The organism is Paenibacillus sp. FSL R7-0302 (genome assembly GCF_038006885.1).
Classification (GTDB): Bacteria; Bacillota; Bacilli; order Paenibacillales; family Paenibacillaceae; genus Paenibacillus_AQ.
This window is the reverse complement of record NZ_JBBOWB010000002.1, coordinates 977,108-1,003,214: the sequence shown is the minus strand read 5'-3', so window position 1 is coordinate 1,003,214 and position 26,107 is coordinate 977,108. Positions and strand designations below refer to the sequence as shown.

26 protein-coding genes are annotated in these 26,107 nt (G+C 53.9%); 7 read left to right on the top strand and 19 right to left on the bottom strand.

Features of this window, described 5'->3' with window-relative positions; genetic code table 11:
• Window positions 1–152 precede the first annotated feature (152 nt).
• From MKY96_RS30270 to MKY96_RS30235, 8 genes are all read right to left on the bottom strand, one after another.
• Entirely contained in the window at window positions 153–509 is a 357-nt protein-coding gene (locus MKY96_RS30270) for a nucleotide excision repair endonuclease (protein ID WP_340946268.1), read from the bottom strand.
• 147 nt (window positions 510–656) lie between these two features.
• Window positions 657–1,841, bottom strand: coding sequence for a nitric oxide synthase oxygenase (locus MKY96_RS30265; protein ID WP_340946266.1), 1,185 nt, complete (start codon window positions 1,839–1,841; stop codon window positions 657–659).
• 47 nt (window positions 1,842–1,888) lie between these two features.
• The gene (locus tag MKY96_RS30260; protein ID WP_340946264.1) at window positions 1,889–2,737 is read right to left on the bottom strand and encodes an EcsC family protein; all 849 of its coding nucleotides are present in this window, start codon (window positions 2,735–2,737) and stop codon (window positions 1,889–1,891) included.
• Window positions 2,738–2,900: 163 nt separating this feature from the next.
• Complete coding sequence (locus MKY96_RS30255) at window positions 2,901–3,182, bottom strand: hypothetical protein (protein ID WP_340946263.1); 282 nt, start codon at window positions 3,180–3,182, stop codon at window positions 2,901–2,903.
• Window positions 3,183–3,494: 312 nt separating this feature from the next.
• The gene (locus MKY96_RS30250) at window positions 3,495–4,919 is read right to left on the bottom strand and encodes a hypothetical protein (protein WP_340946261.1); all 1,425 of its coding nucleotides are present in this window, start codon (window positions 4,917–4,919) and stop codon (window positions 3,495–3,497) included.
• 151 nt (window positions 4,920–5,070) lie between these two features.
• Window positions 5,071–5,616 (bottom strand): hypothetical protein, encoded by a 546-nt coding sequence (locus tag MKY96_RS30245; protein ID WP_340946260.1) that lies wholly within the window; start codon window positions 5,614–5,616, stop codon window positions 5,071–5,073.
• 76 nt (window positions 5,617–5,692) lie between these two features.
• On the bottom strand, window positions 5,693–7,684 hold the full coding sequence (locus tag MKY96_RS30240) for an FAD-dependent oxidoreductase (protein WP_340946259.1): 1,992 nt from the start codon (window positions 7,682–7,684) through the stop codon (window positions 5,693–5,695).
• A 121-nt stretch (window positions 7,685–7,805) separates the two neighbouring features.
• Complete coding sequence (locus MKY96_RS30235; protein ID WP_340946258.1) at window positions 7,806–8,645, bottom strand: MerR family transcriptional regulator; 840 nt, start codon at window positions 8,643–8,645, stop codon at window positions 7,806–7,808.
• Window positions 8,646–8,730: 85 nt separating this feature from the next.
• Here MKY96_RS30235 and MKY96_RS30230 point away from each other — a divergent pair, with 85 nt between their 5' ends.
• Complete coding sequence (locus MKY96_RS30230) at window positions 8,731–9,954, top strand: UvrB/UvrC motif-containing protein (RefSeq protein WP_340946257.1); 1,224 nt, start codon at window positions 8,731–8,733, stop codon at window positions 9,952–9,954.
• A gap of 21 nt (window positions 9,955–9,975) precedes the next feature.
• On the opposite strand, the gene MKY96_RS30225 is transcribed toward MKY96_RS30230, so the two are convergent.
• Entirely contained in the window at window positions 9,976–10,269 is a 294-nt protein-coding gene (locus tag MKY96_RS30225) for a hypothetical protein (protein ID WP_340946255.1), read from the bottom strand.
• A 592-nt stretch (window positions 10,270–10,861) separates the two neighbouring features.
• Between MKY96_RS30225 and MKY96_RS30220 the strand changes: the two genes are divergently transcribed.
• Entirely contained in the window at window positions 10,862–11,194 is a 333-nt protein-coding gene (locus MKY96_RS30220; RefSeq protein WP_340946253.1) for a sigma factor-like helix-turn-helix DNA-binding protein, read from the top strand.
• Entirely contained in the window at window positions 11,146–11,367 is a 222-nt protein-coding gene (locus tag MKY96_RS30215) for a hypothetical protein (RefSeq protein WP_340946251.1), read from the top strand. Before MKY96_RS30220 ends, MKY96_RS30215 begins: the two co-directional genes overlap by 49 nt.
• A 54-nt stretch (window positions 11,368–11,421) precedes the next feature.
• Here the strand turns inward: MKY96_RS30215 and MKY96_RS30210 are convergent, their stop codons facing one another.
• From MKY96_RS30210 to MKY96_RS30170, 9 genes are all read right to left on the bottom strand, one after another.
• Window positions 11,422–12,330: a copper amine oxidase N-terminal domain-containing protein gene (locus MKY96_RS30210; protein WP_340946810.1), complete on the bottom strand. Its 909-nt coding sequence runs from the start codon at window positions 12,328–12,330 to the stop codon at window positions 11,422–11,424.
• 147 nt (window positions 12,331–12,477) lie between these two features.
• Complete coding sequence (locus MKY96_RS30205; RefSeq protein WP_340946249.1) at window positions 12,478–13,170, bottom strand: hypothetical protein; 693 nt, start codon at window positions 13,168–13,170, stop codon at window positions 12,478–12,480.
• 272 nt (window positions 13,171–13,442) lie between these two features.
• Entirely contained in the window at window positions 13,443–14,243 is an 801-nt protein-coding gene (locus MKY96_RS30200; RefSeq protein ID WP_340946247.1) for an ABC transporter ATP-binding protein, read from the bottom strand.
• Complete coding sequence (locus MKY96_RS30195; RefSeq protein ID WP_340946245.1) at window positions 14,243–15,274, bottom strand: FecCD family ABC transporter permease; 1,032 nt, start codon at window positions 15,272–15,274, stop codon at window positions 14,243–14,245. Before MKY96_RS30195 ends, MKY96_RS30200 begins: the two co-directional genes overlap by 1 nt.
• A complete protein-coding gene (locus tag MKY96_RS30190; RefSeq protein ID WP_340946243.1) occupies window positions 15,271–16,311 on the bottom strand; it encodes a FecCD family ABC transporter permease in 1,041 nt (346 codons plus the stop codon). Before MKY96_RS30190 ends, MKY96_RS30195 begins: the two co-directional genes overlap by 4 nt.
• Complete coding sequence (locus MKY96_RS30185) at window positions 16,308–17,399, bottom strand: iron-siderophore ABC transporter substrate-binding protein (protein WP_340946242.1); 1,092 nt, start codon at window positions 17,397–17,399, stop codon at window positions 16,308–16,310. Before MKY96_RS30185 ends, MKY96_RS30190 begins: the two co-directional genes overlap by 4 nt.
• An 850-nt stretch (window positions 17,400–18,249) precedes the next feature.
• Window positions 18,250–19,872, bottom strand: coding sequence for a copper amine oxidase N-terminal domain-containing protein (locus MKY96_RS30180; protein ID WP_340946241.1), 1,623 nt, complete (start codon window positions 19,870–19,872; stop codon window positions 18,250–18,252).
• 191 nt (window positions 19,873–20,063) lie between these two features.
• On the bottom strand, window positions 20,064–20,918 hold the full coding sequence (locus MKY96_RS30175; RefSeq protein ID WP_340946240.1) for an SDR family oxidoreductase: 855 nt from the start codon (window positions 20,916–20,918) through the stop codon (window positions 20,064–20,066).
• Window positions 20,919–21,046: 128 nt separating this feature from the next.
• Window positions 21,047–21,631, bottom strand: coding sequence for an NAD(P)H-dependent oxidoreductase (locus tag MKY96_RS30170; RefSeq protein WP_036722791.1), 585 nt, complete (start codon window positions 21,629–21,631; stop codon window positions 21,047–21,049).
• 121 nt (window positions 21,632–21,752) lie between these two features.
• On the opposite strand from MKY96_RS30170, the gene MKY96_RS30165 reads away from it, so the two are divergent.
• Window positions 21,753–22,187, top strand: coding sequence for a MarR family winged helix-turn-helix transcriptional regulator (locus MKY96_RS30165; RefSeq protein ID WP_340946237.1), 435 nt, complete (start codon window positions 21,753–21,755; stop codon window positions 22,185–22,187).
• Between the two features lie 106 nt (window positions 22,188–22,293).
• Window positions 22,294–23,328 carry a C40 family peptidase gene (locus tag MKY96_RS30160; protein WP_340946235.1) on the top strand — a complete coding sequence of 345 codons (1,035 nt, stop codon included), beginning with the start codon at window positions 22,294–22,296 and terminating at the stop codon, window positions 23,326–23,328.
• Window positions 23,329–23,557: 229 nt separating this feature from the next.
• Here MKY96_RS30160 and MKY96_RS30155 read toward each other — a convergent pair whose 3' ends face one another.
• Window positions 23,558–23,899 carry a zinc ribbon domain-containing protein YjdM gene (locus MKY96_RS30155; protein ID WP_339312045.1) on the bottom strand — a complete coding sequence of 114 codons (342 nt, stop codon included), beginning with the start codon at window positions 23,897–23,899 and terminating at the stop codon, window positions 23,558–23,560.
• Between the two features lie 214 nt (window positions 23,900–24,113).
• Between MKY96_RS30155 and MKY96_RS30150 the strand changes: the two genes are divergently transcribed.
• The gene (locus MKY96_RS30150; protein ID WP_340946232.1) at window positions 24,114–25,082 is read left to right on the top strand and encodes a catalase family peroxidase; all 969 of its coding nucleotides are present in this window, start codon (window positions 24,114–24,116) and stop codon (window positions 25,080–25,082) included.
• Window positions 25,083–25,215: 133 nt separating this feature from the next.
• Window positions 25,216–26,103 (top strand): diacylglycerol/lipid kinase family protein, encoded by an 888-nt coding sequence (locus MKY96_RS30145; protein WP_340946231.1) that lies wholly within the window; start codon window positions 25,216–25,218, stop codon window positions 26,101–26,103.
• Window positions 26,104–26,107 lie beyond the last annotated feature (4 nt).

Below are 26,107 nucleotides of genomic sequence, written 5' to 3'. Positions count from 1 at the left end.
GAGCAGAGAAACAAGTGGAAACGGCTTTGCCGTCCTTTTAAAGGACGGTACCGTTTCAGCGAGAAATAGAAGGACAATTTATCATGTGAAACATATAAATTTATATTTACAAAAAGCGCAGTCCGCAGGGACCACGCCTTTTTCGCCAAACCTTATTTATACAGAACCTTCTCGACATTGTACTTCGCGCGGAGCTTGTTCACGATATAGGTCTCATAAATCTCTCTGTCCACCGGATCTTCGACGAGGCAGACTTCGATGCGGGTAACCTCATCGCGGTGGGGCTTCATCACGGATACATTATCCTCGAAATGCTTCTTGATCCGCGGTCTCAGCTTGCGGGCCTTGCCCACAAACAACAGCTCGTCCTGATCATTGTAGAACATGAAGATGCCGCCTGATTCGCGGGTAATCAGGTGGAAATCGGTGAATCCGTAAATATGGCTCAGCTCAGGGTTAGCTTGCTTGTAAATAATAACTTCCGGTGACGGAATGGTAATGCTGATCATTAAGCTTCACTTCCTCATTGGATATAGAAATAAATAGTATCACAGAATGGGTATCGTGACTATTTGTATCTTGTGCAAATTACCCTAGAGCTATAAGGAAAAATCAAAAAATCCGGCTCTACGGCTTCAAATCATACTGGTTATTGATCAATCACTCTTCATGGACTGATGAAAAGGACAGCCCTTCGCTTCCGCAGCCTCATGCTGCCCAGAGTCCGCCTGTTGCTTCTTCCGGTAGACGAAGCGCGGGCTTAGCTGCAAATCTCGCAGCTTGTTGTCATTCCAGATCGGCGTGGAGGAAGGCGACATCGGCGGAATCAGCCAGCCCCACTTGCCGGATACTTCCCGTCCCTGCTGCTGCTCCTGTTCCTGGAAGCGGACGAACTGGTCTGCGGCAGTATGATGGTCCACAATACTGACCCCAGCCTGCTTGAAGGAATGGAGGACAGCCCGGTTCAATTCCAGCAGCGCCCGGTCCTTCCACAGCGAGGTATTAGTGGACCGGTCCAGGCCTAGCAGGTCAGCTACCGCAGGCAGACGGTTGTAGCGGTCCGTATCGCCGAAATTCCGCGAGCCGATCTCCGTCTCCATGTACCAGCCGTTGAATGGCGCTGCCGGGTAACGGATGCCGCCGATCTCCAGACACATGTCCGAGACAATCGGAACGGAGTACCAGCGCAGGCCCAGCTCCGTGAACTGCGGAATCTCCGGATGGCTGAGCGGAACCTCCTGCACAAGTCCTGGCGGGATTGGGAAGTAACGGGGCTCCTCCCGGCCGATGCTGATCACGAGCGGCAGAATGTCGAAATCCCCGCCCGTGCCCTGCCAGCCCAGCCTGAGGCAGACGGCGGTGAATTCATCCGAAGCCGGATCACCGGCACGCGGATGCTCCCCGTCCCCGGGATAACCGGCATAGCGGATCAACTGATGATTCCAGATCCGGATGGCACGGTCTTGCTCCTCTTCACTGCGGAAGACGGTAATGACCGGCCGGATACGGCCGCCGTTATTCGCATGCTTCATATGATGCAGCAGCGCCTCCGCGACCTCCGCGACAGTCTCTGCTCTGCGGGCGTCAATCACCTCCAGGGAATGCCAGAACAGTCTTCCGATGCAGCGGCTGTTATGGCGCCAGGCCATCCTTGCCCCGTGCGCCAGCTCTTCTGCCGTATGCCTGTATGTACCTGTGCGCTGCACCTCTTCGAATATATCCGCCAGACGAAGGTCCCGTTCACCCTCTGTTAACCCCAGCTCCTGATAGCAGGCCGTAATGAAGGACTCCGCCTGCCGGATCAGCTCCTGAGTGCTATGCTGTGGAACTGTGTGATTCATCTTCTCTCTCCTATCCATGCGTGCCCTGCTACAGTACCCTCAGCGTATCATCTCTGCTCCAGCTCTGCCAGCCTGGAGATAATCCGTCGTTTGCGGTAGAGCATCCGCGCAGCCTCTGTAACCTCCTCCAGCGTCTTCCGGTTGAGGTATGCGCCGAAGAACATGCCTGCGACCGGAACGGTCTGGAGCAACTTTTTCCAGCCCCAATTGTCGCGGTATACAGTCACTACCTCCTTCCAGCCCTGAATCCTGGAGACGGTCTCCTGGGTCGCGGCGAGAATGTTGCCGTCCCCGCCTGCCTGCAGATTCAGCTCTTTCAGCAGCGTGCGCTTCCCCACTACATCGGAGGAGGCGAACTGCATCACCTTCACGGTGAAGATCCGCTCGGCCTTATCGGTCGGATCGTAGCCATAACACAACCCGATCTCCTGAATCGCCTTCAAGGAGAGGCCCAGGACAGCCGGAATATCGGCAGCCAGTGTAAAAATCCCGCCGAAGCCCGTGGTCGCCCCCTGGGCCGTAGCCGTATTCCGGCTCCGCTCCGCGAGCTTCAGTGCCACTGCATCCATGACAGCCAGCGGGTAAGGCCCGGTAGAGGGAGCGCCCGCCGCCCGGCTTGTCTCTTCCATCAGCTTGCCCACCTTGCGCCCGGCCACCAGATAGTTGCCGCCGTTCTGGATGTAGCCGCCCAGTTCATCAAGCAACCGGCCTACCTTCTCGTGGATAACCTTTGGCGTGATTGCATCCAGCAGCTTGAAGGGCAACCGGGTAATCCGGTCCCAGATCATCAGCCTATTCTGCTCTTTCTCCCACCTGGTAATCTCCTTAAGCGCGGCATACAGCATCTCCGGTGTCTCCGGAGGCCCTCCTGAACCGGTATTGTCCGCTTCTGGCATAGTTATGTACCTCCCCTGAATGGTCTCGTCATTACCTTATAACCCTTTTTCACAGCAAATGATTGCAGAGGCCCCATATCCGGGCCTCGCATCCCAGCAACAGCAAACCGGCACTCCCGGATCAACTCCGGGAATGCCGGTTCACCATAGCCTGGTTCAGGCTTTAATCCTGTGACTCGCCTGCCTGCCCATCCAGCGAAGACAATCTGCGCTTCTCTTCCTCCAGCCTCTCTTGGACCAGCTCTACCCCTTGTCTGCCGACCGAACCTTCCGGGGCATGGCGCACGGCTTCTTCAGCGTGGTCCAGGCTGTTCTCTGCCTGCTCCATCATCTGTCCGGTCGGATGGCTCACGGCCTGGGTTACAGCGTTATGCAGCTTCGTCACCGCATCGTGCGCCTGATCCACCGTGCTGTTGGTGCGCAGACTAGATTCGTAATGCTTCATATTATATTTCCCCCTCCATCACAATGTCCGTTCTTCTGTAGGATGGATTAGGGAAGGAAATCTTATGCGGATTGTAGGCGCGGGGTTCACATGCGGACCGTACGGACGTTATTACTCTCAAAACCGTGGCCTTTCGCTCCATGCGGACTGGAGAGACCTTATCCCCCCAAAAGCAAGGCCGAATTGTGCCAAATGGGAGCAATAAAGGCTCTGGAGTCCGCATGGGCTCGAAAACAGGCTGATTGCTGGAAATAACGGCGCTGGAGTCCGTACGTAACTGAGTAGCGGAGGTTATGGTACCTTAAGCGGCATCTACACCAGGAACATGGCGACAATGGTCATTGCCGTAAGACCCAGCAGGACCGGCTTCAGATTGCGCCGGGCCACCTCGAACGGGCTGACGCCGCAGATCGCAGCGGCGGGAATGAGCGCCCACGGGATCAGGGTGCCGCCGCCGACCCAGATGGCGGCCACCTGCCCAAGGGCGGTCAGCGTCGCCGCGCCGGAGTGGATCGCGGCGGCGAAGAGCCCGGCAATCGAGCCGGCCAGCGAGATGCCGGAGAACCCGGAGCCGTCGAGGCCGGTGATCGCGCCGATTACCGTCAGCGTAACGGCTCCTACCGCGCCGTTCAGGGGCACGTGATTGGCCAGGGCCACGCCCAGGTCGTTCACGATGCCGTGCGAGCCGTCCGGCAGCACCTTGCCGAACAGCTCGGTGAAGGCGGCATCACCCAGATAGAAGAAGGCGGCAATCGGGATGACCGGCCCGAAGACCTTGAAGCCGAAGGTGAACCCTTCAATGAGATAGGCGGTAATCCTCTCTAGCCCCTGCCCCTGGCCGCGATGGGCCAGCAGGGTAACGGCAATCAGGATCAGCACAGCGGTTCCTCCGACCAGCGCGGTAGCATCGCCGCCTTGCAGGTGAAGCATGAACATGCCGATCACATCCAGCAGGAAGAGCAGCGGAATGGCGATCGCCAGCCCTTTGCGCAGACGTTCACTCAGGAGGACTGGCTGGTCATCCTCCGTCCCCGCATCAGCCAGCGGCTCTGCTGCTGCTACGGGTGAAGTGACCAGACCGTCTCTCCAGGTGCCGTTCCTCTGGTCTCTCTTCATCATCCAGAAGGCTGTCACCGTAGTCACTACCCCCATTACGACCACCAGCGGAATACTGGCCTCCATCACGCTGGACACCGGAAGACCGACGGCATCCGCCGTCAGCTTCGGAGCGCCTTGAATAATATAATCGCCGGAGAGGGCGATCCCGTGCCCGAACAGGTTCATGGCTACCGCTGCGCCCAGCGCAGGCAGGCCGACCCGGACCGCCACCGGCAGCAGAACCGCCCCGACCAGCGCTACCGCAGGGGACGGCCAGAAGAAGAACGAGGTCACCATCATAATCAGTCCGATTCCCCAGTAGGCCATCGCCGGTGTGCGCAGGAACCGGGTGAGCGGCGATACCATCGTCTCGTTGATGCCCGTTATAATCAGAATCCGGCTCATCGCCACGATAATAGAGATAATCATTATAGTGCCGAGCAGCTCCTTAGTCGCATAGACAAAAGAGTTAAAGATCCCCGACACCGACCCGCTAAGCGTCGCCGTTGCCAGCAGCCCGAGCGCCAGAATCCCGGTCACACAGATCATGGTTGTATCACGCCGCTTGATCAGCAGCGCCAGAATGAACACAATAAACACCAGATACACCCAATGAATCGCAGTAAGCTGGATACCCATTAGCCATGCGCCCCCTTTCCACTTACAAATAGCAAGCAGGTGCTATATGCTATGCAGGAGGATAGGCTATTGTTCGCCTCAGGGACGCGCAAAAAGACCCCCGCCTCCACATCACATGGGTTCAGGGATCTTATTTGCGGATTACACTCTGTTACCGGTGCCTGCCTGCTCTTCTGGCCCGGAGGAACGCGAGCTGCTTCAGTCTGTCCTGATCGTATAAGCTGCCCGCGGTTTCCGGTTGCCCGGTATGTAGATGGGTAATCTCCTGCACTGCTGCCGGTCTTGCGGCAGCAGGAAGAAGAGTGGAGGTGCCGTCCCTGTGAACGATCAGACTATGGCCGGGCGAGGGGTGCGGCTCGCGCACATACTCGTCAAGGTAGCCATATACCTTACGTTGCATCACAGGATCTTTGCTCATCTGCTGCAGAATATTCGGAGCGATTACAAGCTCTCGCTGGTCCCTCCGGTCTCCTGCATCCGTCTTCTTCCCCTTGCTGCCGTCTTTGGCTACCGCCATAATGCGGACGGACAGACCGTACCTTGCCTTGATTCTTCGTGCCTGATCCTCAATTGCCGCTCCCACAGCCGCCATCATCTCCGGGAAGCTAAGCGGGGATGACCCGGCGGAAGTGTGGTCCGCCTGTTGCGGTGAGCGGGTCAGCGAAGCGGCGTTGATTCGTGATATGGGAATATACATCGGACGCTCCTCTTCTCGCGCGTAAAGTTCAGGACAACTATTTATCGGCAAAAAGAGGAAAATTACTTATAAAGGGCTATTCCTTAGCCAATGCGTCCGCAGCTGCATCCTCACCGCCAAGCCGCCCGGAGGTGAAGGAGTATCCCAGTCCAACGCCGTTGCCTACATAGGTATCATTAAATAACACCCCTTCAGACTCCACGCCTACGGCATACAGTCCTTTGACCGGCAGACGCTTATCATTCAGCACCTGGAACTTGGTATTGACCAGCAGACCGCCTACTGAACAGAGGTTGTTGATCTCAGCAATAACGGCGTAATACGGCCCGCTGCTGCCCATAGGAATCAGATATTCCTTCGCCTTGCCGAACTCCGTATCGGTGCCCGTCTTCGCTGCTTCCTCATAGAGCTTGAACTCAGCGGCAAATACTTCCGGGTCCATCCCTGCATTCTTCGCCAGCTCCTCAAGTGTATTGCCCTTGAAGCCGTCGCCGTTCGCTACCATGGATTCGAAGACTTTATCGGCATCCTTCCAAGGCTGGTCGAGCGTGAACTTGCCCTTGTAGGAGGCATAGAATTCCGGCGGCATGCCCGGCAGCTTAGGTGCCTGAATCCCCTTCATCCCCTTGGACTTCAGGGCATCCAGCTGCGCCTGCGAGACAATAACCAGATGATACGCTCCGTTAAAAGCACTGGTATTCGCCGCTGCAACCGCCGTCAGCGTCGCCGCCTCATCTCTGAATCTCGCGCCCGAAGGGCCTACATTCATCAGGGTTGGCAGGTAAGACAGCATCATCGGATAGCTGGCTTCAAACGGCTCATACTCCGTCTTCAGCTTATCTGTAGCTCTGGCCAGCGTCTGGTGAAGCATCTGCCCGCCGAAGTTGTCCGGCACCTTCGCGCCGATCTCCCAGGACATCTTCAGCCCTTCGCCGATGTTCTGCCCAAGCCCGCCGTTCACGCCTTCGAAGCCAAAGGCTTCCTTAACCATCTCTTTATTCCCGGCATATCCTCCGGTAGCCATCACAACGCTTGCCCCTGCAATCTCCAGGGTTGTTCCGTCAGACTTCTTGGCAACGACTCCGGTCACCTCTCCATTAGCGCCAGTCATCAGCTTCTGCGCGGTGGCCTCCGTGATCACCTGTCCGCCGCCCTTCTCTACGGATGCTGCAAGCATCTTGCGCAGCAGCTCCTGGCGGGTCTCATAAGGAGGCAGCATATGGAGCTGTTCCCCGGCGAAGTTCAGGAAGGTGGTGGTGTAGCCCTTGCCGGTCAGCCAGTCATAGGTCTCGCCCGACTTCGTAACGTATTGGCGGATTGCCGCCGCATCCACGCGCCAGTGATTGTTCACGATCCAGTCGGCAATCTCCTTCTCGACTTCTACTTTCAGCCCGCTGCTTAGCGCGGCCGAGGAGTTGTAGAATTTGCCCGCCCAGGACAGGTTGCTCGCGCCGCCGATCGTCGCTGTTTTCTCGATCAGGATCACCTTCGCGCCCTTATCCGCTGCCGATACCGCTGCCGATACTCCAGAGGCACCTGCTCCAACCACGACCACATCTGCGGACAGCTGCTCGGTCTTGCCTTCTCCCGATTTCACTACAGCCTTTGTTTTAAAAGCCTCCACATTGCCGCCCGCCTGCTTAAGCGCATCCTCCACAGCGGTCAGAATCGCCTTGCTGGACTCGGACGCACCGCTGACGGCATCAATATTCAGGGTCTGGCCGGATAGAATCTCCTCCTTGACCTTATTGATCGCCTCCACCCCGATTCCGGCGGTTTCGTTCTGGCTGACCACATTGATTCCGGTAATGACCGAATGATCGTCAAGCGTCACCTCAACCTGAATCTTGCCGTCCTTGCCTTCAGCTTCTGCTTTATAGGTTCCGGCTTTGAAGCCTGCCGGTACAGCACTTGTATCCGCTGGCTGTGACGCCTGCGGCGAAGCGGACGGCTGCTCGGAAGCTGCCGGTGCGGCGGAATTATTACCGCTACAGCCGCTCAGGAGCGACAGGACCAATACCAGACATACGGTGAATAGGAACACTCGTTTTGTTGCTTGCTTACGCATTAATTTCTCCCCCTGTGTGGTTAATGCAGTCCCGTTTCTCTCTAATAGGACTGCTGACTACCGCACAAAGTGTAAACCTTGGTACAGTACCAAGGTCAATGGACAATATGTGAAACTTTTCTCAAAGTAGGGAAGACGCTTCCTCCAGTTCAACCGGAATATTAATCTCCAGATACGTTTTGCTGCCGTTACCCGTGCGCTCAGTGAACAGAATTTTACCGCTGATATCCCCGCTAATCTTATAATTCCTTGCCTCCACATACTCCAGCATGAATCCGAAGGCATCCCGCTCCAGGTAATCCTCCTGGCCGCTGACAATGACGGCAGAGATGCAGGTAGCCGGCTCCAGAACCTCCACACTGTCATTCAGGCAGACTCCGAGCTTCACCTGATCCTCCGCAAGCAGGCCAAGTCCCCAGCTATACTCCAGATCCCCTGGTCCACAGACGTATTCGCCCGCCTTATGCTCAACCCGGAAGGAATAAAAGGTGAACGGCAGCAGCTCCATCCACGCCTGAACCGTGTCTTTGAGCTCCTCCTTTTGCAGCAAATGATTCTTGTTCGTCTGCTGAATCCGGTACATGCGCGGCACCTGCTTCATCTTGCACGTATACAGGGATGCGCTGACCTGCGCCAGCTCCGCCTGAATCTCCTGAATCTTGCCGAGCAGCAGCGTGCTGCGCCGGATCTCCTCCTCCAGCTGCATACCCGCAGCGGCAATCGACTCTACCACTTGCTCACACGGCGCGTCCTTGATCAGCCCGGCTACATCCTGAAGCGGGATCTGCATGCTCCGGTACCATCTGCTCGTCAATAGATTCCGCGCATCCAGATCGTTGAAATACCTGTAATTATTATGATGATCCTTCATCGGCCGGACAATATCATGTTTCTCATATAAGCGCAGTGTATCTGCCGTCACTCCCAGAATGGATGCAAATTCACCGATTGAATACTTCATCAGCAGCCCCCCAGCTTACTTGATCGCATACGCTCATGCCTATGATTCATGTAATTAATGATAGAGGGTTTGACCGGGAGACATTGTGGATTATGTCACACCGCTTCTGCCGGAGGACCGGGAGGAGCTTTTCCTGTCGCAGGTGACGGCGGCATGGTCTATACTTGAAAGATACGGAAGAAACTCACGAACGGAGGCGGCTGCCATGCCCGCAAAGCTAACAGACAAGGTCGCTGACCTGCCCTTGACGCCTGGCGTATATCTAATGAAGGACGGCCTGGGTCATGTGATTTATGTCGGTAAGGCGAAGCAGCTGAGGAAGCGGGTCCAGTCTTATTTTTATAATAATAAGGGACATTCGCCCAAGGTGAAGCAGCTCGTTAAGCATATCCGCGATCTGGACTACCGGTTGACCGATACAGAGCTGGAGGCCTTCATGCTGGAATGCCAGCTGATCAAAGAGATCAAGCCGATGTATAACCGCAAAATGAAAAATCCGCTCGCCTACAGCTATATTTCCATCGTGGACAAAGCGCCTTACCGGCAGATTGAGATCGGCTATGAGCCAAGTACAGAGGCGGGCGGCCTCGTCTATGGCCCTTATACCAGCCGGAGTACGGTGGAAAGAGCGGTGCTGGGCATCAAAGAATCGCAGCGCATTCTGTGCAGCAGTCCCCATTCCCGCAGCTCCCGCTGCCTGAACCATTCGCTGGGCTTATGCATCGGCATGTGCGGCGGCGGGGAGGCAGCTGTGGCACAATATGAAGCCGTTATAGATGAGATCATTTGCCTGCTGGAAGGCAGGGACAGCGTAATTGTAGCCGGACTGGAAGCCCGGATGGAGGAAGCTGCGCTGCGGTTCGACTTCGAGACGGCCGCCAAATTCCGCGATTATCTGGGGGCGGTTCACTCGCTGCTGCAGAAGGAGCAAGTGATCGAATTCACCGGAGCGAACAAGAATATTATCGTGCTGGAGCCAGTGGACGCGCAGTCCCATAAGCTGATCCTCATCAAGGGCAGCGTCATCCTCTACCGCACCCTGCTGGCAAGAGACGCGCTGAACAAGGGGCAGCTCACCGGGATGATCGCTGCATCTGCCAGGGAAGTCTTCCACAGCAGCAGCCAGACCGCCGCTACGGAAGAGATGAACCGCCACAAGATCGACGAGGCACAGATCATCTACAGCTACCTCAAGAACAGCTCCAGCCATTATCTGCTCGTCCCGCCGGAGTGGTTGGAGGATGAGGGTGTGACAGGGTTAGAGGAAGGGATAGCGGAACTGGTTCAGTCTTCTGTCTTGGGTACATAGCAATTGACTCTGCATCCCCACTTAATACACCACCTGCGGCGCAAACCGCCCGGTGCCTTTTAACGTATAGTCATAGAATTCAAGAATTAGCCTGTTCATGGTCTCAATACAGTAATACTTATCGATATCCGCCTGCCCGCGCTGCAGCATATTCGCAAGGATGGGGGAGAACAGCGGCAGATCAGTCAAGCTCAAGTGCTTGGCCCCCTGATTTAGCAGCCTTTTCCACACCCGGGTTGAATGTCTGGACGGTCTCACGCCTGTCTTCTTGCGGACCAGATCAACCGAGCCTTTCAGCGTAAAAATAAACAGCAATGCCGCCAGTATTCCCCAACTGAACCTCCAATCCATAACGGGGGCAGTGTCAGTATAACGAATACGATAAACAGGGTAATTCTAATTTAGGATTAGAATTACCCTGTTTATCGTAGGTTTGAGCCTAACGTTGAGATGGAGCTTATCTCTATCTCAACGTTTTTTGTTGGAAATTGCGATCAAGATGTGAAAGAGCTGGAGGCGCATCGAGTCATCATGTGTCGTCCTCTCTCTTTGAGGGCTTTATTTTATCCGGAAGGGCCTGAATCGCTTGAACGAGCTGGGCGAGTGACTGATCCAAGTGATCCAGTCTCTCAACAATGGTTTGCAATACATAGTGAATCAAGATGAAACATAGTGTGACCGGAAATCCGACGTTCGTAACCAAGGATATCAAATCAGTAGGAGACATCGAGAACCTCCTCCTTTCTACATAGTGTCTCTGGATTCTACAAATAGGGAAATTTTTGATATGGATATACAACCAAATATGATAAGATATAGGAACACAAGTTCGTATTTTGGTTGTGAAACACCTCCTAAATTTTCCCTCTAAGTAGAAAGATATTTGTACCAAGGAGGTAGGTTGAGGATGGAGCAGCAAATAATACAACGCTATCGCCGGGAAGTGTATCGGATTGGCTGGCGCTTGCAATATCGGAGCAAAAAAATCTATCGAAATGAGTGTGGCTTTTTGGATATCAACCCTATTCAGAAGGATGAAGCAGAGGACATAATTAACCGGTTATCCATAGAGCAATTGTTGGACACGCTGCCGGCCAAAGGAAAGATGATCTTGCAAAAGCTGTACTTGCAAGAGTTGACAGAAGCCGAGGTCGCTGCGCAGCTGCACATGAGTCAACAGGGGGTTAACAAATGGAAACGAAGAATGATACAGCAGCTATCACAGACTGTGAATTTGTAGAGCTACTGCAGGCGGCCAAACAGCAGCAGCCCGAAGCCATACTAAAAATAATCGAATTGTTCCAGGAGGATATTGAAACCGTCAGTCAACGTATCCGCATCCCGCGAGAAGATGCAGTTTCTCATATTGTGACGGAGCTGTTGGCTTATATTCAAAGAAACAACATCTCATAAAGAAGCGGGCAACGCCTGATAAGTGGCGCTGCCCGCTATGTTTATGGGAATGCTTTAGGACTTGTTTTCTTCCGGAATGTCGAAGAACTGATTCAGATTCATTTCCTTTGTCCCCAGGGTAGTGACCTCACCGTTAGTCTCAACGAATCCATAATCCGATTGTCCGACATGCCCCTTGAAGTGGAAAAAGAAGACACGACTCGTGATTTTTGGAAGTACGCCATCCTGGTCGGTGATTTTTCGGGGCAAAAAGAACAGGCCACTTGAACCTGAATCTGATTTAAAGGTGGCTGTCCATTTTTCTTCGCTATGGTTCCCCGAAACTTCGTAGTATGAAATGCTATTACCCCCAGTCAAGAAAAATTGATCTGCTCTTCCTTCCGGGAAATAATAATTTTGATTTCCTCCAACTTCACTAGGGATAAATTTCAAGGCCTTTAATGAACTCACCATTGGAAATTTCAGCGCTGCACTCCGAGCTTCAGCCAGGCTGGACGAAGCCAATTGTTCCTTCAGCTCTTCACCGGATTGTGCGACGAATACCATTCGTTGTTTAGGATTCCACAGGACATATGCCCCCGTGGATTCTGCGATAAAGCGTAACGGTACAATCACACGCCCTTGTTTAAGGGTCGAGGCCGCTTCCAGCTTCACTTCTTTATTCCCGACCTTTGCTGTTTTTTGGCCCGCTACCAAGGTGGTGGTTGCCCCGTCCCGGGTAATGGTGACGGTCTTGGATGCGTTATTCCATTGTATCGAGCTTCCAGGTATTTTTTGGGCTAATTGCAAGGGCACCATAGTCGTACCACTAGTGATATAAGGGGCTACATCCGTATTTGCGTAAAGGCCGTTGATACTAATTTTGATTGCTGTAGAAGCTGCGGAAGCCGTTCCTGCAGATATGGCGCTTCCCGCGATCAGCAGGGACGCAGCGAGACACCCAACAAATGATCTTTTTAACATTTTTTTCACGTTATCACATCCTCCTTGTTCCATTTATTGTATTCACTCCCTGTAATGTAGACGCAAATATATCCAAAATGTTACTAAAAACAAAGAAGAAACTTCTTAAAAGAAGTTTCTTCTTTGTTTTTAGTATGACTGCTCCGGTTAGGCAGGGTCAAGCTTGGTGATAAGCGGAGCGAAGTTATAGATGGTGAATTTGGCGGCGCTATTGGGGTCAGCAGGATTTTCCTCTGTGCTGACTACTACGCGGTTAGTGGTAGATAGATTGTCCGTCCATGTATTGTAAATCGCTCCTGCGACATCCATCCGCAGCTGGGTTTGTGAAAAGCTGGCTTGGCTGTACGAGCTGCCGCCCTGATCCTCAACACCGTGAATCATTTTGACTTTGTTGTAGGTGCCCAGCAGGTTTTGGGTAAGTCCAACGTTAACGTTATCCGTCCAAGGCAGGGCAGAACCGTTTACATACAAAGTTGCCCGATTCGTCGCGTAGTTGTATACCAGCTTCAAATCTACGGTTTGACCTTTGCCCAGACTGGCTACCGGGTTGGATTGAAAATACGTCGAGTTGTTATTGTAGGACGAACCAAGGAAAACTTTGAATCCTGCGGAGGAATACGATATGCCGGCTTCAATAGCCGCATCTCCAATGCCCAGGTACCAATCGACATACCCATTGACCAAGTTGATGGTCGTAGGCAAAATGAGTTTGGTTGTCACTCCTGTATAAGAGGCTGATTTTGTAAGTGTTCTTACTGCACCATGTCTAAGCATAATTTTTCTCTCCTTATTTGTATGAGTTGAGTAGCTTGGAAGCTGGCGCGCCGTTTTGCTTCTCATCTATAAGGGAGAATTTTGAGAGGAATCTACTACCTTTTTTCTTTTTTTGTGGTTAAACAACAAATAATTCAGAAGAGCAATACCAAATAGGATCATCATATTCTCATAATATAAATGGCCGTATCTTACCAGCCACTTGGTTCCATATGATTTAGGCGAAGTTACGGTTACATTAACGCGGATTAATTTTAAACGATGCTTAGGAGCATGTATTTATCATCAGAAAAAAAGCCATCCGCCAGATACTCCGGTACGGACAGCCTTATATGAGCTTAATTGTTATGATACCGCCCTCTAGGCACGACCAGCGGGGAACCGGAGACCGGGTCAGGAATGACTGTGCTATCCAGTCCGAAGATCTCTTTAACCCGCAGGCTTGTGATAACCTCTGCGGGCGAGCCCTCGGCAACCAGCCGACCGGAATGCAGCGCAAAGATATGGTCGGCATACCGGGCGGACAGGTTGATATCATGCAGGACCATCACAATGGTGGTTCCGTGCTTGCGGTTCAGATCGGTGAGCAGGTCCAGAATCTCCACCTGGTAGGTGATATCCAGGAAGGTGGTCGGCTCATCCAGGAACAGGATATCGGTCTGCTGGGCCAGGGCCATCGCAATCCAGACCCGCTGCTGCTGGCCGCCTGAGAGCTCATCGATATTACGGTTAGCGAACTCTGTGATATTCATAATCTCCATCGCTTCGGCCACGGCTTCGTAATCCTTCCGGGACCAGCCCCCAAGCAAGGACTGGTGCGGGAATCTGCCGCGTCCCACCAGATCGGCAACCGATATTCCTTCCGGCACAATCGGTGATTGCGGCAGCAGCCCGATGACCCGGGCCAGCGCTTTGGCCGGAATCTGTGAAATCGGCTTGCCGTCCAGCGTTACCTGGCCTGCGGTATGCTTGATCAGCCTGGCCATGGTTTTGAGCAGGGTGGATTTCCCGCAGCCGTTCGCGCCGATAATGACGCTGATCTGATGATCCGGGATCACCAGGTCTATCCCATGAATAATCGTCTTATTCTCATAGCCCGCTATCAACTGCTCAGCTCCAAACACATGTGCCTTGTTCATTATAATTCTCCCTTTCGATTCATGCGGATTAACAGGAAGATCAGGTAAGGCGCTCCGAGTAATCCGGTAATGATGCCTACAGGGAATCTGTACTCAAAAGCAAATTGTCCAATCAGATCAGACGCCAGGACCAGATTCACGCCGACCAGACCTGCGGGTATGATGCTGGAGGCACCTGTACCTACCAGTCTTTTGGCAATTGGCCCTGACAGGAAGGAGACAAACGCAATAGGTCCAGTAGTAGCCGTAGCAATCGCCACCATGAAGACAGAGCTGACAATCAGCGCAATTCGGGTCCGGTCTGTGCGGACTCCAAGCGAGGTAGCCGACTGCTCCCCCAGCTCCAGAATACTCAGATGCTTGCCCAGCAGGATGATGATAGGCGAACAGATCAGCACGATGATCACCAGCGGCGGAAGCTCGCGCATCTGTGAGCCGTTGAGACTGCCGGTCAGCCAGCGGACCGCTGAAGGGATGTCCTTCTCGGAGCCGATCAGCAGCAGGTAGGAGATCACGGCATCCAGCATCGCCTGAAGACCAATCCCGATCAGAATTAACCGCCCGATGGAGAAGGTTCTTCCCCTGGAGAGCACATAGATCAGCAGCACGGTGGCAAGGCCAGCGATTACCGAAGCAACAGAGACTACAGCTCCGCTGGCTTGAAGGATCACGATGCAGTATACCGCTGCCGCACTAGATCCTGAGGTAATGCCAATCACATTCGGGTTCGCCAGCGGATTGCGCAGCATCGTCTGGAAGGTGTACCCGGCAATCCCGAAGGCGAATCCGGCAAAAAGACCCGCCAGCATCCTCGGCAGCCGGATCACATTCACGGCGAAGGAGACGCCCTTCAGCTCTTCCCCGGAGAGTGCGCGCAGCACATCGGCAATCGGATAGACGGTATTGCCGAGCAGCAGCATGGCGCAGCAGAGCCCTACGGCAAGTACTGCAAGCAGGCTGGTAACAATCAGGCCGCGGCGGTGTCGCTGACGTCTGCCCGCCATAATAAATTCAATCGTTTCATTTCTCATAAGGATCGCGCTTTCGACTTCATCGCTAATAGAATCAGGATCGGTGCCCCTACGAAGGCTGTAACTACACCGACTTCAAGCTCTCCGGGGCTGCCGATCAGCCGCCCGCCTACATCGGAGATTGTCAGAATAATCGCCCCGGTGACCGCTGACATCGGGATCACGAACCGCAGGTCCGAACCGAGGATCAGACGGATCACATGAGTGGACAAAAGGCCGATGAACCCGATAGGCCCGGCCAGGGCCGTCACAGCTCCGCATAACAATACCCCTGCCAGCGCGGCGATAAGCCGCAGTGTCCCTGTGCGGACCCCGAGGCCTGTCGCCACATCATCGCCCAGGGCCAGCGCATTCAGGGCCGGAGCTGTAAGGAAGGCAATCAGCATGCCGATCATCAGGAACGGAATGAAGGTTGTAATGCCGCTCCAGGTCCCCGCACCCACGCTGCCCACCTGCCAGAACCGGAACTGGTCCATGACGTAAGCGCGCGGAATCATGATGGCAGTGACCAGAGAGGACAGAGCCGCGCTGATCGCAGCACCCGCCAGAACGAGCTTAATGGGCGTGGCTCCGCCACGCCCCATCGAGCCGATTCCGAATACGAAGACCGCTGTAATTGCAGCTCCGGCTAAGGCTAACCATATATATTGGCCCGCAGTGCTTATGTTCAGGAAAGCAATTCCGCAGACCACGAACAAAGAGGCTCCCGTGTTCACCCCGAGGATGCTGGGGTCGGCAATCGGGTTGCGGGTCACCGCCTGCATCAAGGCTCCCGATACACCTAACGCCCCGCCGCACATCAGGCTGAACACCGTCCGGGAGATCCGCTTGCGCACCACATTTGCCCCATAGCTGTCCACCTCTGGACGGAAAAGCCCGTCAATCAGCTCATTCCAGCCTACATGACGGGCTCCCAGTACCAGTGACGCAATGATGCACAGGACCAGCAGGACCATGCAGCTCATCAGCACCAGGATGAAATTCTTCGGCATATGCAATTTTAGCTTATTGTTGTCCGAGACCGGTGAACTCATCATTTTATTTTATCAATAGCTCCCCCAATTAAGGCAAGGTATTCATCAATGGTGTACGCAATGGACAGCGGATTCGGTGTTCCGGCAGCAACCAGCGGAGTATCACTGTCGATAAAAGCTACCGATCCCCGTTCAATGGCCGGGATTTTGCCGATCAGTGAATCTGCCTGAAGCGTCTTAAGCAATTCGGCATTTCCATAACCTACGATCAGATCCGCATCATTCAGAGCTTCTACATTCTCAGAGCTTAAGCTGAGCGAGTAGCTGGTTGGGTCTGTAATCTGTTTGGTAATGCTCTCGGGATACGTCATGCCCAGCTCATACAGGAATGCGACCCGGGAGTCCACAGGTGTATAAATATGCAGTTTCGACAAATCCTCAGCGGAGAAATTGACCCAGACTACTTTTTTGCCGGCAATCTGCGGATATTTGCTCAGCTTGTCCTTAACCAGGGCTTCGGTGTCCTTGATGAGCTGCTCGCCTTCAGGCTTCATGCCCATTCCTTCTGCGTTCAGCAGCACCTGCTCACGCCATGTCGTAGCCCAAGCAGCTGTCGGGTAAGCTACCACTGGAGCGATCTGGCTCAGTGTCTCATAGTCTTCCTTCGTTAGGCCCGAGTACGCGGCCAGAATAACATCAGGATTGGCGTCTGAGATCGCCTCGAAATCAAGACCATCGGTATCCTGGAATACATTCGGATCGGTTACATTCAGCTCCTTGAGCTTATCTGCAGTCCAAGGCAGCAGTCCGCTGCCATCCTGCACGCCGAAGTTCGCAGCCGAGAAGCCTACAGGGACAACGCCCAAGGCCAGAGCCACATCATGGTTAGCCCACTGCACAGTAACTACGCGTTCCGGCTTGCTCTTAATTACAGCTTCACCAAGCGCATGCTTGATGGTAATCGGATAGGTCACAGCATCCTGCGCCGCTGGTGCTTCTGTGCTTGCCGCTTCGCTGGTTGCAGCTGCTGCCGGTGCAGGGGAAGGTGAAGCTGCTGAATTCGGCTGGTTGGACGAGCAGCCTGCCAGCACTATAGTTAGCGCTAATGGAATGAATAATGTCTTGAAAGAGAACTTTTTGGTACGGTTCATGTGTGGACCCTTCCTTATCTGAAAAGGTTTTGGTCGATCTTATACTGTGGCTTATCCGGCAATAAGACATCGTGCAATTTTATACGATAATGAGAATCATTATCGATAAATATATAGGGGCTGGGGCAGGTTGTCAATGTAAAATTTGGATTCCGCCCGCAAACCTCAGCAAAATGCCCGATGGTAATTTTCGGATTAAAAAAATTTTTAAAAAATTGGGCTAAAGGGCGCTGTTGGTGGTCGGGGCGGGATTAGGATCGTTGGTTGGGATAGTAGTAGCTGTGGTGGTGGCTGGTGGTATTGGGGTGGATGATGGGGCTTATGAGCTTATAGGCTGATTGCTGGTGATAATGTGCGGATGGTGATAGTTGCTAACGTAATGGTGTGGCTCCGGTGAACGGCATTGATTATAAGGTAACCTACCTTCCCGCCTCCAGCCCACTTTCCAGGAATTCGGGGGCATTTTTGCTCCACAACTCTACTTCCCTACCATTTTCCAGGAATTCAGGGGTCCTTTGCTCCTCAGTTCTGCCACTCTGACCGCCTTTACCAAATTTAGCGGGATTTATCCCTTTGATCTCCTCACACCAACCGCTTTAACCATATTTAATGGGATTTATCCCTTTTATCCCCTTGCAACGAGCACGTTTCACCTGAATTAATGGGATTTATCCCTCTGCTTGTCCGATATAGCTAACCTCCGCCTAATTTAATAGTATTTATCCCTTTGAATACTCATTCTACGTGTACATTAAAAAAAGCCCCACAAACAACCGCCCTTTATAGTGGGCCGCTTGTGGGGAAGTCTGGGGGGAGAACAGAAAGGTTAGCTAAGTTAGCTTACTTAAAATTACATGCTCTTGGTCAATGTAATGGATTGATCCGCTTTACCCCATTGTACGTTCCAGCCCAGTAATTCGGTGATGAAACGAAGGGGAACTACGGTTCTGTTGTCGTCGTTCACAAAGACCTTGGCGCCGACGGATTTTCTCATGCCGTTGACTTCCATGAAGTCTTTGTTCATCCAGAATACCAGGGTGTCGCTGCCTGCGGTAATAGTAACCTGCTGCGCCTGCTTATCCCATTTCACTTCTGCCCCGATGCCTTCACTCAGGTAGCGAAGCGGGATGTAGGTCATTCCGCTCCAGATGAACGGCTTGGTATCCATTTGGGTTACAGTTCCGTTAATATTCAGGACGCTGCTGCCTACCTTCATCCAGACCTTCATCATGGAAGCGGGATCTGCCGGTGTTACAGGTGCTACTGCATCCTGGAACTTGTCGTTAAACTGTGTGACAATTGCATTGCCCAGCGCTTGGCCTACCCCGAACATTGTCTTGTAGCCCTCGCGGTTCGTCTTGTACGATGCGTCATAGTTGCCCGCTGCATATTGCGTAAGCACCTGCTGCACTTGATTCTCGTGGGTGGTCAGTGCGGATTGCCCCGCCGACTTCGGCAGGTTGCCTGCTGTAGCCGAATCAAGGAAGGCTGCAAATTCAGTGGTGAAGCCTGCGATACGCGCTTCTACTGCTGCTTTTGCCGCTGCATCATTGTTCTTCACTGCCGCTGTGAAATCAGCCTGGGCATTCACATGATTCGTGACCCAGATCTTCTCAAAGGCCGCTGCCCCGTCTGCACCATAGATGGAGGCAATCGCTGCTTTGAAGTCGGCCGTATTCATGGCTTCGGCTGTAAGCAGCGCACTGGAAGCGGCTCTTCCGTCATATTGCTCCTGCATTTGCAGGACGGACAGAGCGAAGTGTTCACCCGCTAACTGGTTGAGTGCGGATCTCAGATCAGCAGCCTTGGTATCTGCCATGGTATGCTCGAATTTAGCAGGCATTTGCGTAGTAATTGCACTGGACAAGGCCTTGCTGATGCTGAACATCTCAGCATACCCCTTACGGTAGGCTTCATAAGCGCCCTTGTAATCGCCGGCTGCATAATCCTCGAACACTTCCTGGACATGGTTCTCATGACTGCGGATAACCTGCTTCGCGGCAGCTGCCGGAAGCTTGCCCTCTGTTGCCGTGCCGAGGAAATTCCCGAATTCGTCTACAAAGCCGCTTACTTTATCTTCTGCAGCTTTGACGGCTGCGGCGTCCTTGTTCTTCGTCGCCTTCACCAAATCGTCGGTGTACTTGTTATGAGCGCGGAAAATCCGTTCAAATTCAGCTGCACCTGCATCACCGTACAGTGAAGCAATGGCGGGCTGCATATCGAGCGCGTTCTGATCAAGCGCCTGGTAGGCTGCTGCCGCATCCTTGGTCTCGTCATAGGCCTTCGTCATTGCGGTTACGGCAAGGGTGAAATGCTCGGAGAGCAAATAATCCAGGCCCGCTCTCAGCTCAGCTGCCGGTGTATTCACCGAAGCCTTCATCACTGTGGCTGCCGGAGCTGCCTCTGCACCTGCCAGCGCAGGGATCATCAGGGCCAAGCTTAACATCGGAACGACTAGCTTCTTCATCTTCATCTCACTTCACTCCTTGGGTTGGTGTAATATATGGTGTTCACGTTTCCTGTCTGCCTGTTTGCCTGTACATACACTGAAACGCAGGGAATTCAGGTTTGGATCACCATCCCGCAAAAAAAAGCTGCCCGCCGGTATAAAACACCGGAACGGGCAGCCTCTTGTAATGATATAACCTGCCAGCAGAACGCTGGTTAACCCAGCAACGCGCGTACGCCTTCACTCAGCGGGGTAAGCGGACGGTTCAGCAGCTTCGCAAGGTCGCCACTCTCGATATTCAGCGCGCCATCACGGATAGCTGCTTGAATGGCCACGACGATCGGCAGCGCCGCTTCCGGCACGCCTGCACCTGCCATAATCTTCGCATAGGCGGTGTCATCCACCTGCTGCACGGCAACCTCCTGGCCCAGAACCTCGCCGACCACCGCTGCCAGTTCTGCCTGGGTAAGCGGGGTGCCGGACAATTCGTAGATGACACTCTCACGGCTCTCTCCAGCCAGAACAGCAGCCGCCGCTTCAGCATAGTCGCTGCGCAATGCCCAGCCTACCTTGCCGTCTTCGGCAGAGGTCAGCCATGGAGCGCCGGCCTTCACGGCCTGAATGGAGCCGACTTCGTTCTCCAGGTACCAGTTGTTGCGCAGGAAAGCATACGGAATGCCGGATTCACGGATGAACTCTTCTGTCGCACGGTGTACCGGCGCCAGGAACAGGGAGCTGTTATCGGCATCGCCTACACTGGTATAGACGATGAAGCCTACACCTGCACGGACAGCTGCGTCTATAGCTGCCTTATGCTGGCGGATACGGGTGTCGTTGTCGCCGTCAGCCGAGACGATCAGCAGGCGCTCCACTCCGGCAAAGGCGGTGTCCAGCGTCTCCGGCTGATCGAAATCACCATGACGGACATCGACCCCGCGCGCCTTCAGTGCTTCTGCCTTCTCCGGGTTTCTGACACTGGCTACAATATTCCCAGCGGGTACGGTCTTCAGCAGAGTCTCTGCTACGATGGAACCAAATTTACCTGTTGCTCCTGTTAATGCGATTGTCATCTCTAATTCCTCCATTTGGGTTCTTGTATTTCAATCTCAGCTATAAGCTCTCGTTGACATCGGTAATCATCACTCATGTAACCATTGTAGTTACAAGTTGGCCGGATGTCAAATAGATTGTTCAAGATTCACCCCACCGTCTTGAAATAGCGGTAGATCTGCTCCAGCTTCTTGCTATGTTTCCCCTTCTTGCTCTCCATGTTACCGAATTCGAAGAACTTCACCTTACGGATGCCCACGTAGTTGAACAGGGCTTTGCGCATCAGTATCTTATGCGAGTTCCCCAGCCATAGCAGCGGGTAGTGGGTCGGCCCCTTCATGCTGGAGATGCAGATCACGCTCTTCCCCTTGAGCAGCCCCTCCGGCAAAAGTCCGCCCTTATCCCGGTAGGCGAAGCCCGATGCAAACATCCGGTCGATGTAGCCCATCAGCATCGCTGGCGGGCGTCCCCACCAGATCGGATAGACCAGGACGATCTGATCGGCCCACAGCAGCTGCTCCCTGTACTCTGCCAGCTCCGGTTCCCGGTACATATCCCGTCTGCGCCGATTCTCATTGAACACCAGGACCGGATCGAATCCGGCCTCATACAGATCAAGCACCTTCACTTCCGTAATCTTCGCATTCTCCTTGCTGCCGCGCAGCACTTCCTCCAGGAAGGCGTAGCTCAGGCTCTTATGGTTCGGATGGGTGTAGATCACAAGTGTATTCATTAGTGGCATTCCCCTTTAGTTGTCATTTGATAACCAAAACATAGCACAGCCGCGAATTACTTGTCAAATGATAATTGTTTTTTGATAATTATTCTGGTATTGTGACCTCTGAGGTGATCTTATGGACAACAACCATCTATTCCAGAAATTCATAGCCTTCACTGCCGCCGTCCATCAAATAACGAACAATATTTCCAAAGATGTGAATTCGGACGGCTTAACGCCGTTGCAATATAAGATTATCGAATACATCGCCGTCAGCCAGCCCGTTACGCTCAGCGAGATCAGCGACTGCATGAACATGTCGATGCCCAATACGAGCCGGGAGCTGAAGAAGCTCAGCGAAAAAGGACTATGTACCCGCATCACCGACCCCGCTGACCGCCGCAGGCAGGGAATTACGCTCTCCGCCGCAGGCGAGGCGTTGATGAATGAGGCGTTCTCGCAGATAGCCGTGCGGTTCGAGCAGCGCATCGCCGGCCTGAGCGCTGAGGAACGCAAAGAGACCGAGTGGGCGCTCGATCTCTTGCAGCAGAAGGTATTTTATTTGAGCTGAGGAACTATCCTGTCTCCATATTCCTGCCAACAATTGGCACAAAACCAATTCACACCAATCGCGTCTAACTGGAGAGAGTTAAATCTATCCATAAGGTGATGAATCCATGACAACAAGAACGACTATGCTGCTGTCTCTGCTTGGACTGGCCCTGTTATTGCCAGAGCGCGTCCATGCAGATGCAGCCCCTTCACCCCAGCCCATCTCCATCTACCTGGACGGGCAGCAGCTCCAGCCGGAGACCCGGCCGCTGAACATCAGCGGGACTGTACTGGTTCCTATGCGCGGGCTGTTCGAAGCCCAAGGGGCCGAGCTCTCCTGGGACAATGCAAGCAAGACGGTAACCGCCGTCAAAGGCGGCACTGCACTCACCTATACCTTAGGCTCGTCCACAGCTCTGCTGAACGGGAAGACCTCCCAGCTGGCTGTACCGGGACAACTGTCGCAAGGCTACAGTATGATTCCCCTGCGCTTCGTCAGTGAAGCCCTGGGCAGCGAGGTGAGCTGGGAGCCGGCTTCGGGCTCCGTCCTTATCTCCTCGGCGGCTGCCTATGAGACCTCGGTCACCTGGGGGGTCAACCTGCGCAGCACCCCGGATGCCGGGAGCAGCGCCACCAGTCTGGGCCTGCTGCCCGCCGGAAGCAAGGTTCATGTCATCCGTGAGATTGATGCCCTCTGGCTGGAGGTGCGGACCGCAGATCATGTAAGAGGATATGTATCTTCCAAGCCGAAATTCACGGATTACAGAAGCCCCTCGCTACTGCAGAAGCAGGGAGAGGCAGTGATTAACGAGGGCAGGAAATACCTGAATACCCCTTATGAATTCGGCGCTTCTCCTGACCAGACGGATACGTTCGACTGTTCTTCTTTTGTGAAGCGTGTGTTCGGGGATACGCTCGGGATTGAGCTTCCCCGCGTCTCTTACGATCAGGCCCTTGAAGGCCGAAAGATTAGCCTGGACGAGCTGCGCACCGGAGATCTGCTGTTCTTCACCGCCAGAGGTCTCGACATCGGACATGTAGCCATCTATGCCGGAAATAACCGGATCCTGCATACCTACTCCAAGGAGCAGGGTGTACATATGGAGGATTTCAGCAGTAAGTGGAAGCAGCGGTTTGTTACCGCGCGGCGGATTCTATAACGGGGAGAGATTAGGCAAACCATGTAACAGTTGGATTTTCTACACTTGCTGTTAAGCAAATGCCCCATTCAGGAGTGACAGTTGGAAAAAAGGCACTTAATCTGACCAAACGTGGCCGATTCTATGAGATTCGGTGAATCAGGTGTACTTTTTCCAACTGCTTCTTCATATGACTCCATTCCGCCAGAAATAAGTGCCTTATTTCCATCTCTTCCGGTCCTGCTTCATGCTATGCCTTGCGTACAAACTCCGATTTCAGCTTCATTGCGCCGAACCCGTCGATTTTGCAATCGATATCATGGTCGCCTTCCACCAGACGGATATTCTTCACCTTGGTGCCTATCTTCAGAACGGACGAGCTGCCTTTGACCTTGAGATCCTTAATCACCGTTACGGTGTCCCCGTCAGCCAGTACATTTCCGTTAGCATCCTTAACTACCTTCTCTTCTTCACCGCTTGCACTTCCTGCATCCAAAGACCACTCATGTCCGCATTCCGGGCAGACCAGAAGCGCTCCGTCCTCATAGGTGTACACAGAGCTGCACTGCGGGCAATTTGGCAATTCATTCATGATTTCTTTTCTCCATTCCTGCTTAAGCATGTGTTATAGGGATAAGTCTGTCTAAGTTTAACATATAACTTGATTTAACTCCGCCCCCTGCCTGATTCAACCTGGTAACCAGATGGATGTCTACAAGAAGCAGTTTGGATGAGCGATGGAAGTGGTAATAATTAGAAGATAGCTTGTATACGTTATAAATGACCGTGAAGGAGTGAATGAGGGCATGAATGAATCGGAATCGGAGCACAGCAGCAGCCAGCCTGCCGCAGACATCGGGGAGCATACAGCGCTTGCCGCTGAGGCTGTAGATGCCATAGAGAACCTGTCCGGTATCCATCCCGGATACCGCCGCGCCCATGCGGCGGGAGTCTGCTGCCGCGGCTTCTTCCGGCCGAGCGGGCTGGGAATGGAATTCACGGAGGCTGCGCATCTTCAGGAGCAGCAGGTGAATGCCATTATCCGCTTCTCGGGCAGCTCGACTGATCCGGCACTTGCGGATCTGCTATCCCCTGCCAAGGGGATGGCTGTCCAGTTCATCCTGCCGGATGGCGGGGTTACGAATCTGGTTGGAGTGACCGTCCCTGTCTTTTTTGCGCGGACCCCGGAGTCCTTCATCGACATTGTGCATATGGCCCACCGGCTGCGGACCGGGACACTCGGACCGATTGAGCTGATGAAGGAAATTGTCAGCCACTTCAGCGAGAGCAAGGAAGCTCTGCTTGCTGTGCGGCGGCTGAAGCCGCCTGCCAGCTACGCCGAATGTCATTACTACTGCATACATGCTTATGTGCTGGTCAATGCAGAGGGCAGGCAGCAGCCTGTCCGGTTCGAGTGGGTTCCCGAGACGGGCGTGCGCACACTGACACTGGAAGAGGCTGCGCAGCAGCCGGACCGCTATCTGGAGGATGAGCTGGAGCTGCGCTTCAAGGATGAGCCGGCTATCTTCCAACTGGTCGCTGTTCTTGGAGAGGAAGGCGATGCTACGGATGATCCTACCCGCGCCTGGCCGGAGGACCGCCGCAGAATCGATCTCGGGCGGCTGCATATTTCAGAGATCTGCCCCGATCCGGCATATCTGCTCATGGACCCCACGATCCTTACAACTGGTATGCTCCTCTCGGATGATCCGATTCTTAAGTTCCGCAGTGCGGCCTACGCCGAATCTTATGGGCGGCGGATCGAAGGAAGATAGCTTCTGCCCGCTGTGGCAGCTATACACCGGCCCAGCGCCAAAGGGACACTGCGCCCTTTGGCGCTTTTGATTCAAACGCTATACTTAGTTGGTTAATGGATATTAATCCGGTTACAAGAGAGAGGAGTGCAGTATGCAGCAGGCCATGGTCATCATGAACCCGTCGTCCGGCAAGGCAGAGGCGCGGGATTATATTAGAGCAGCGGAAGAGGTGCTGCAAGGCGCAGGGTATCAGGTTACCGTCCAGGAGACCGCAGGGGAAGGAGATGCAACCGCCTTCTGCCTCCAGGCCTGCGCCGAGTGCTATGATCTGGTGGTTGCCATTGGCGGAGACGGAACGCTCCACGAGACGATGAACGGCCTCACAGATCAGCAGCACCGCCCTACACTTGGCATTGTGCCAATGGGCACCGTCAATGATTTCGCCCGCGCGCTACAGATTCCGCTTGTTCCTGAAGAGGCAATCCAGAGCCTGGCTTCGCCCCGGACCCGAAGAGTCGATATGGGCCGGCTGAATGACCGGCTGTTCGTCAATGTGGTGGCCGCAGGCTCTCTGGCAGGCTCCCTCTCCTCGGTTAGCTCCGAAGACAAGAGCCGGCTCGGGTTCCTTGCTTATCTAAAAGAGGGCATTAAGGAGCTGGCCAGCAATACTGCACATACCCTGACGATTACTCACGACGGGGAGATCTGGGAAGGCTCCTCCCCGCTGTTCATTGCTGCACTGACCAATTCCGTGGGCGGCTTCGAGAAGCTTGCCCCTGCCGCTGCCGTAGATGACGGCCTGCTCCATTGCTTCATCGTCAAGGACCTGCACCTGCTGAATTCCGTTACGGTCAGCATCTCCCTGCTGCTCGGCAATCTGCGGAATCATAAGGATGTCATCTACTTCACAGCCAAGGAGGTCACCGTCCGTTCCGCCGAGCCGGTACAGACGAATGTGGACGGCGAGCAAGGTCCGCCGCTGCCGATCCGCTTAAGCACCATTCCGCGCCACATTCAGGTCGTGGTGCCGGAGGACTGAGCAG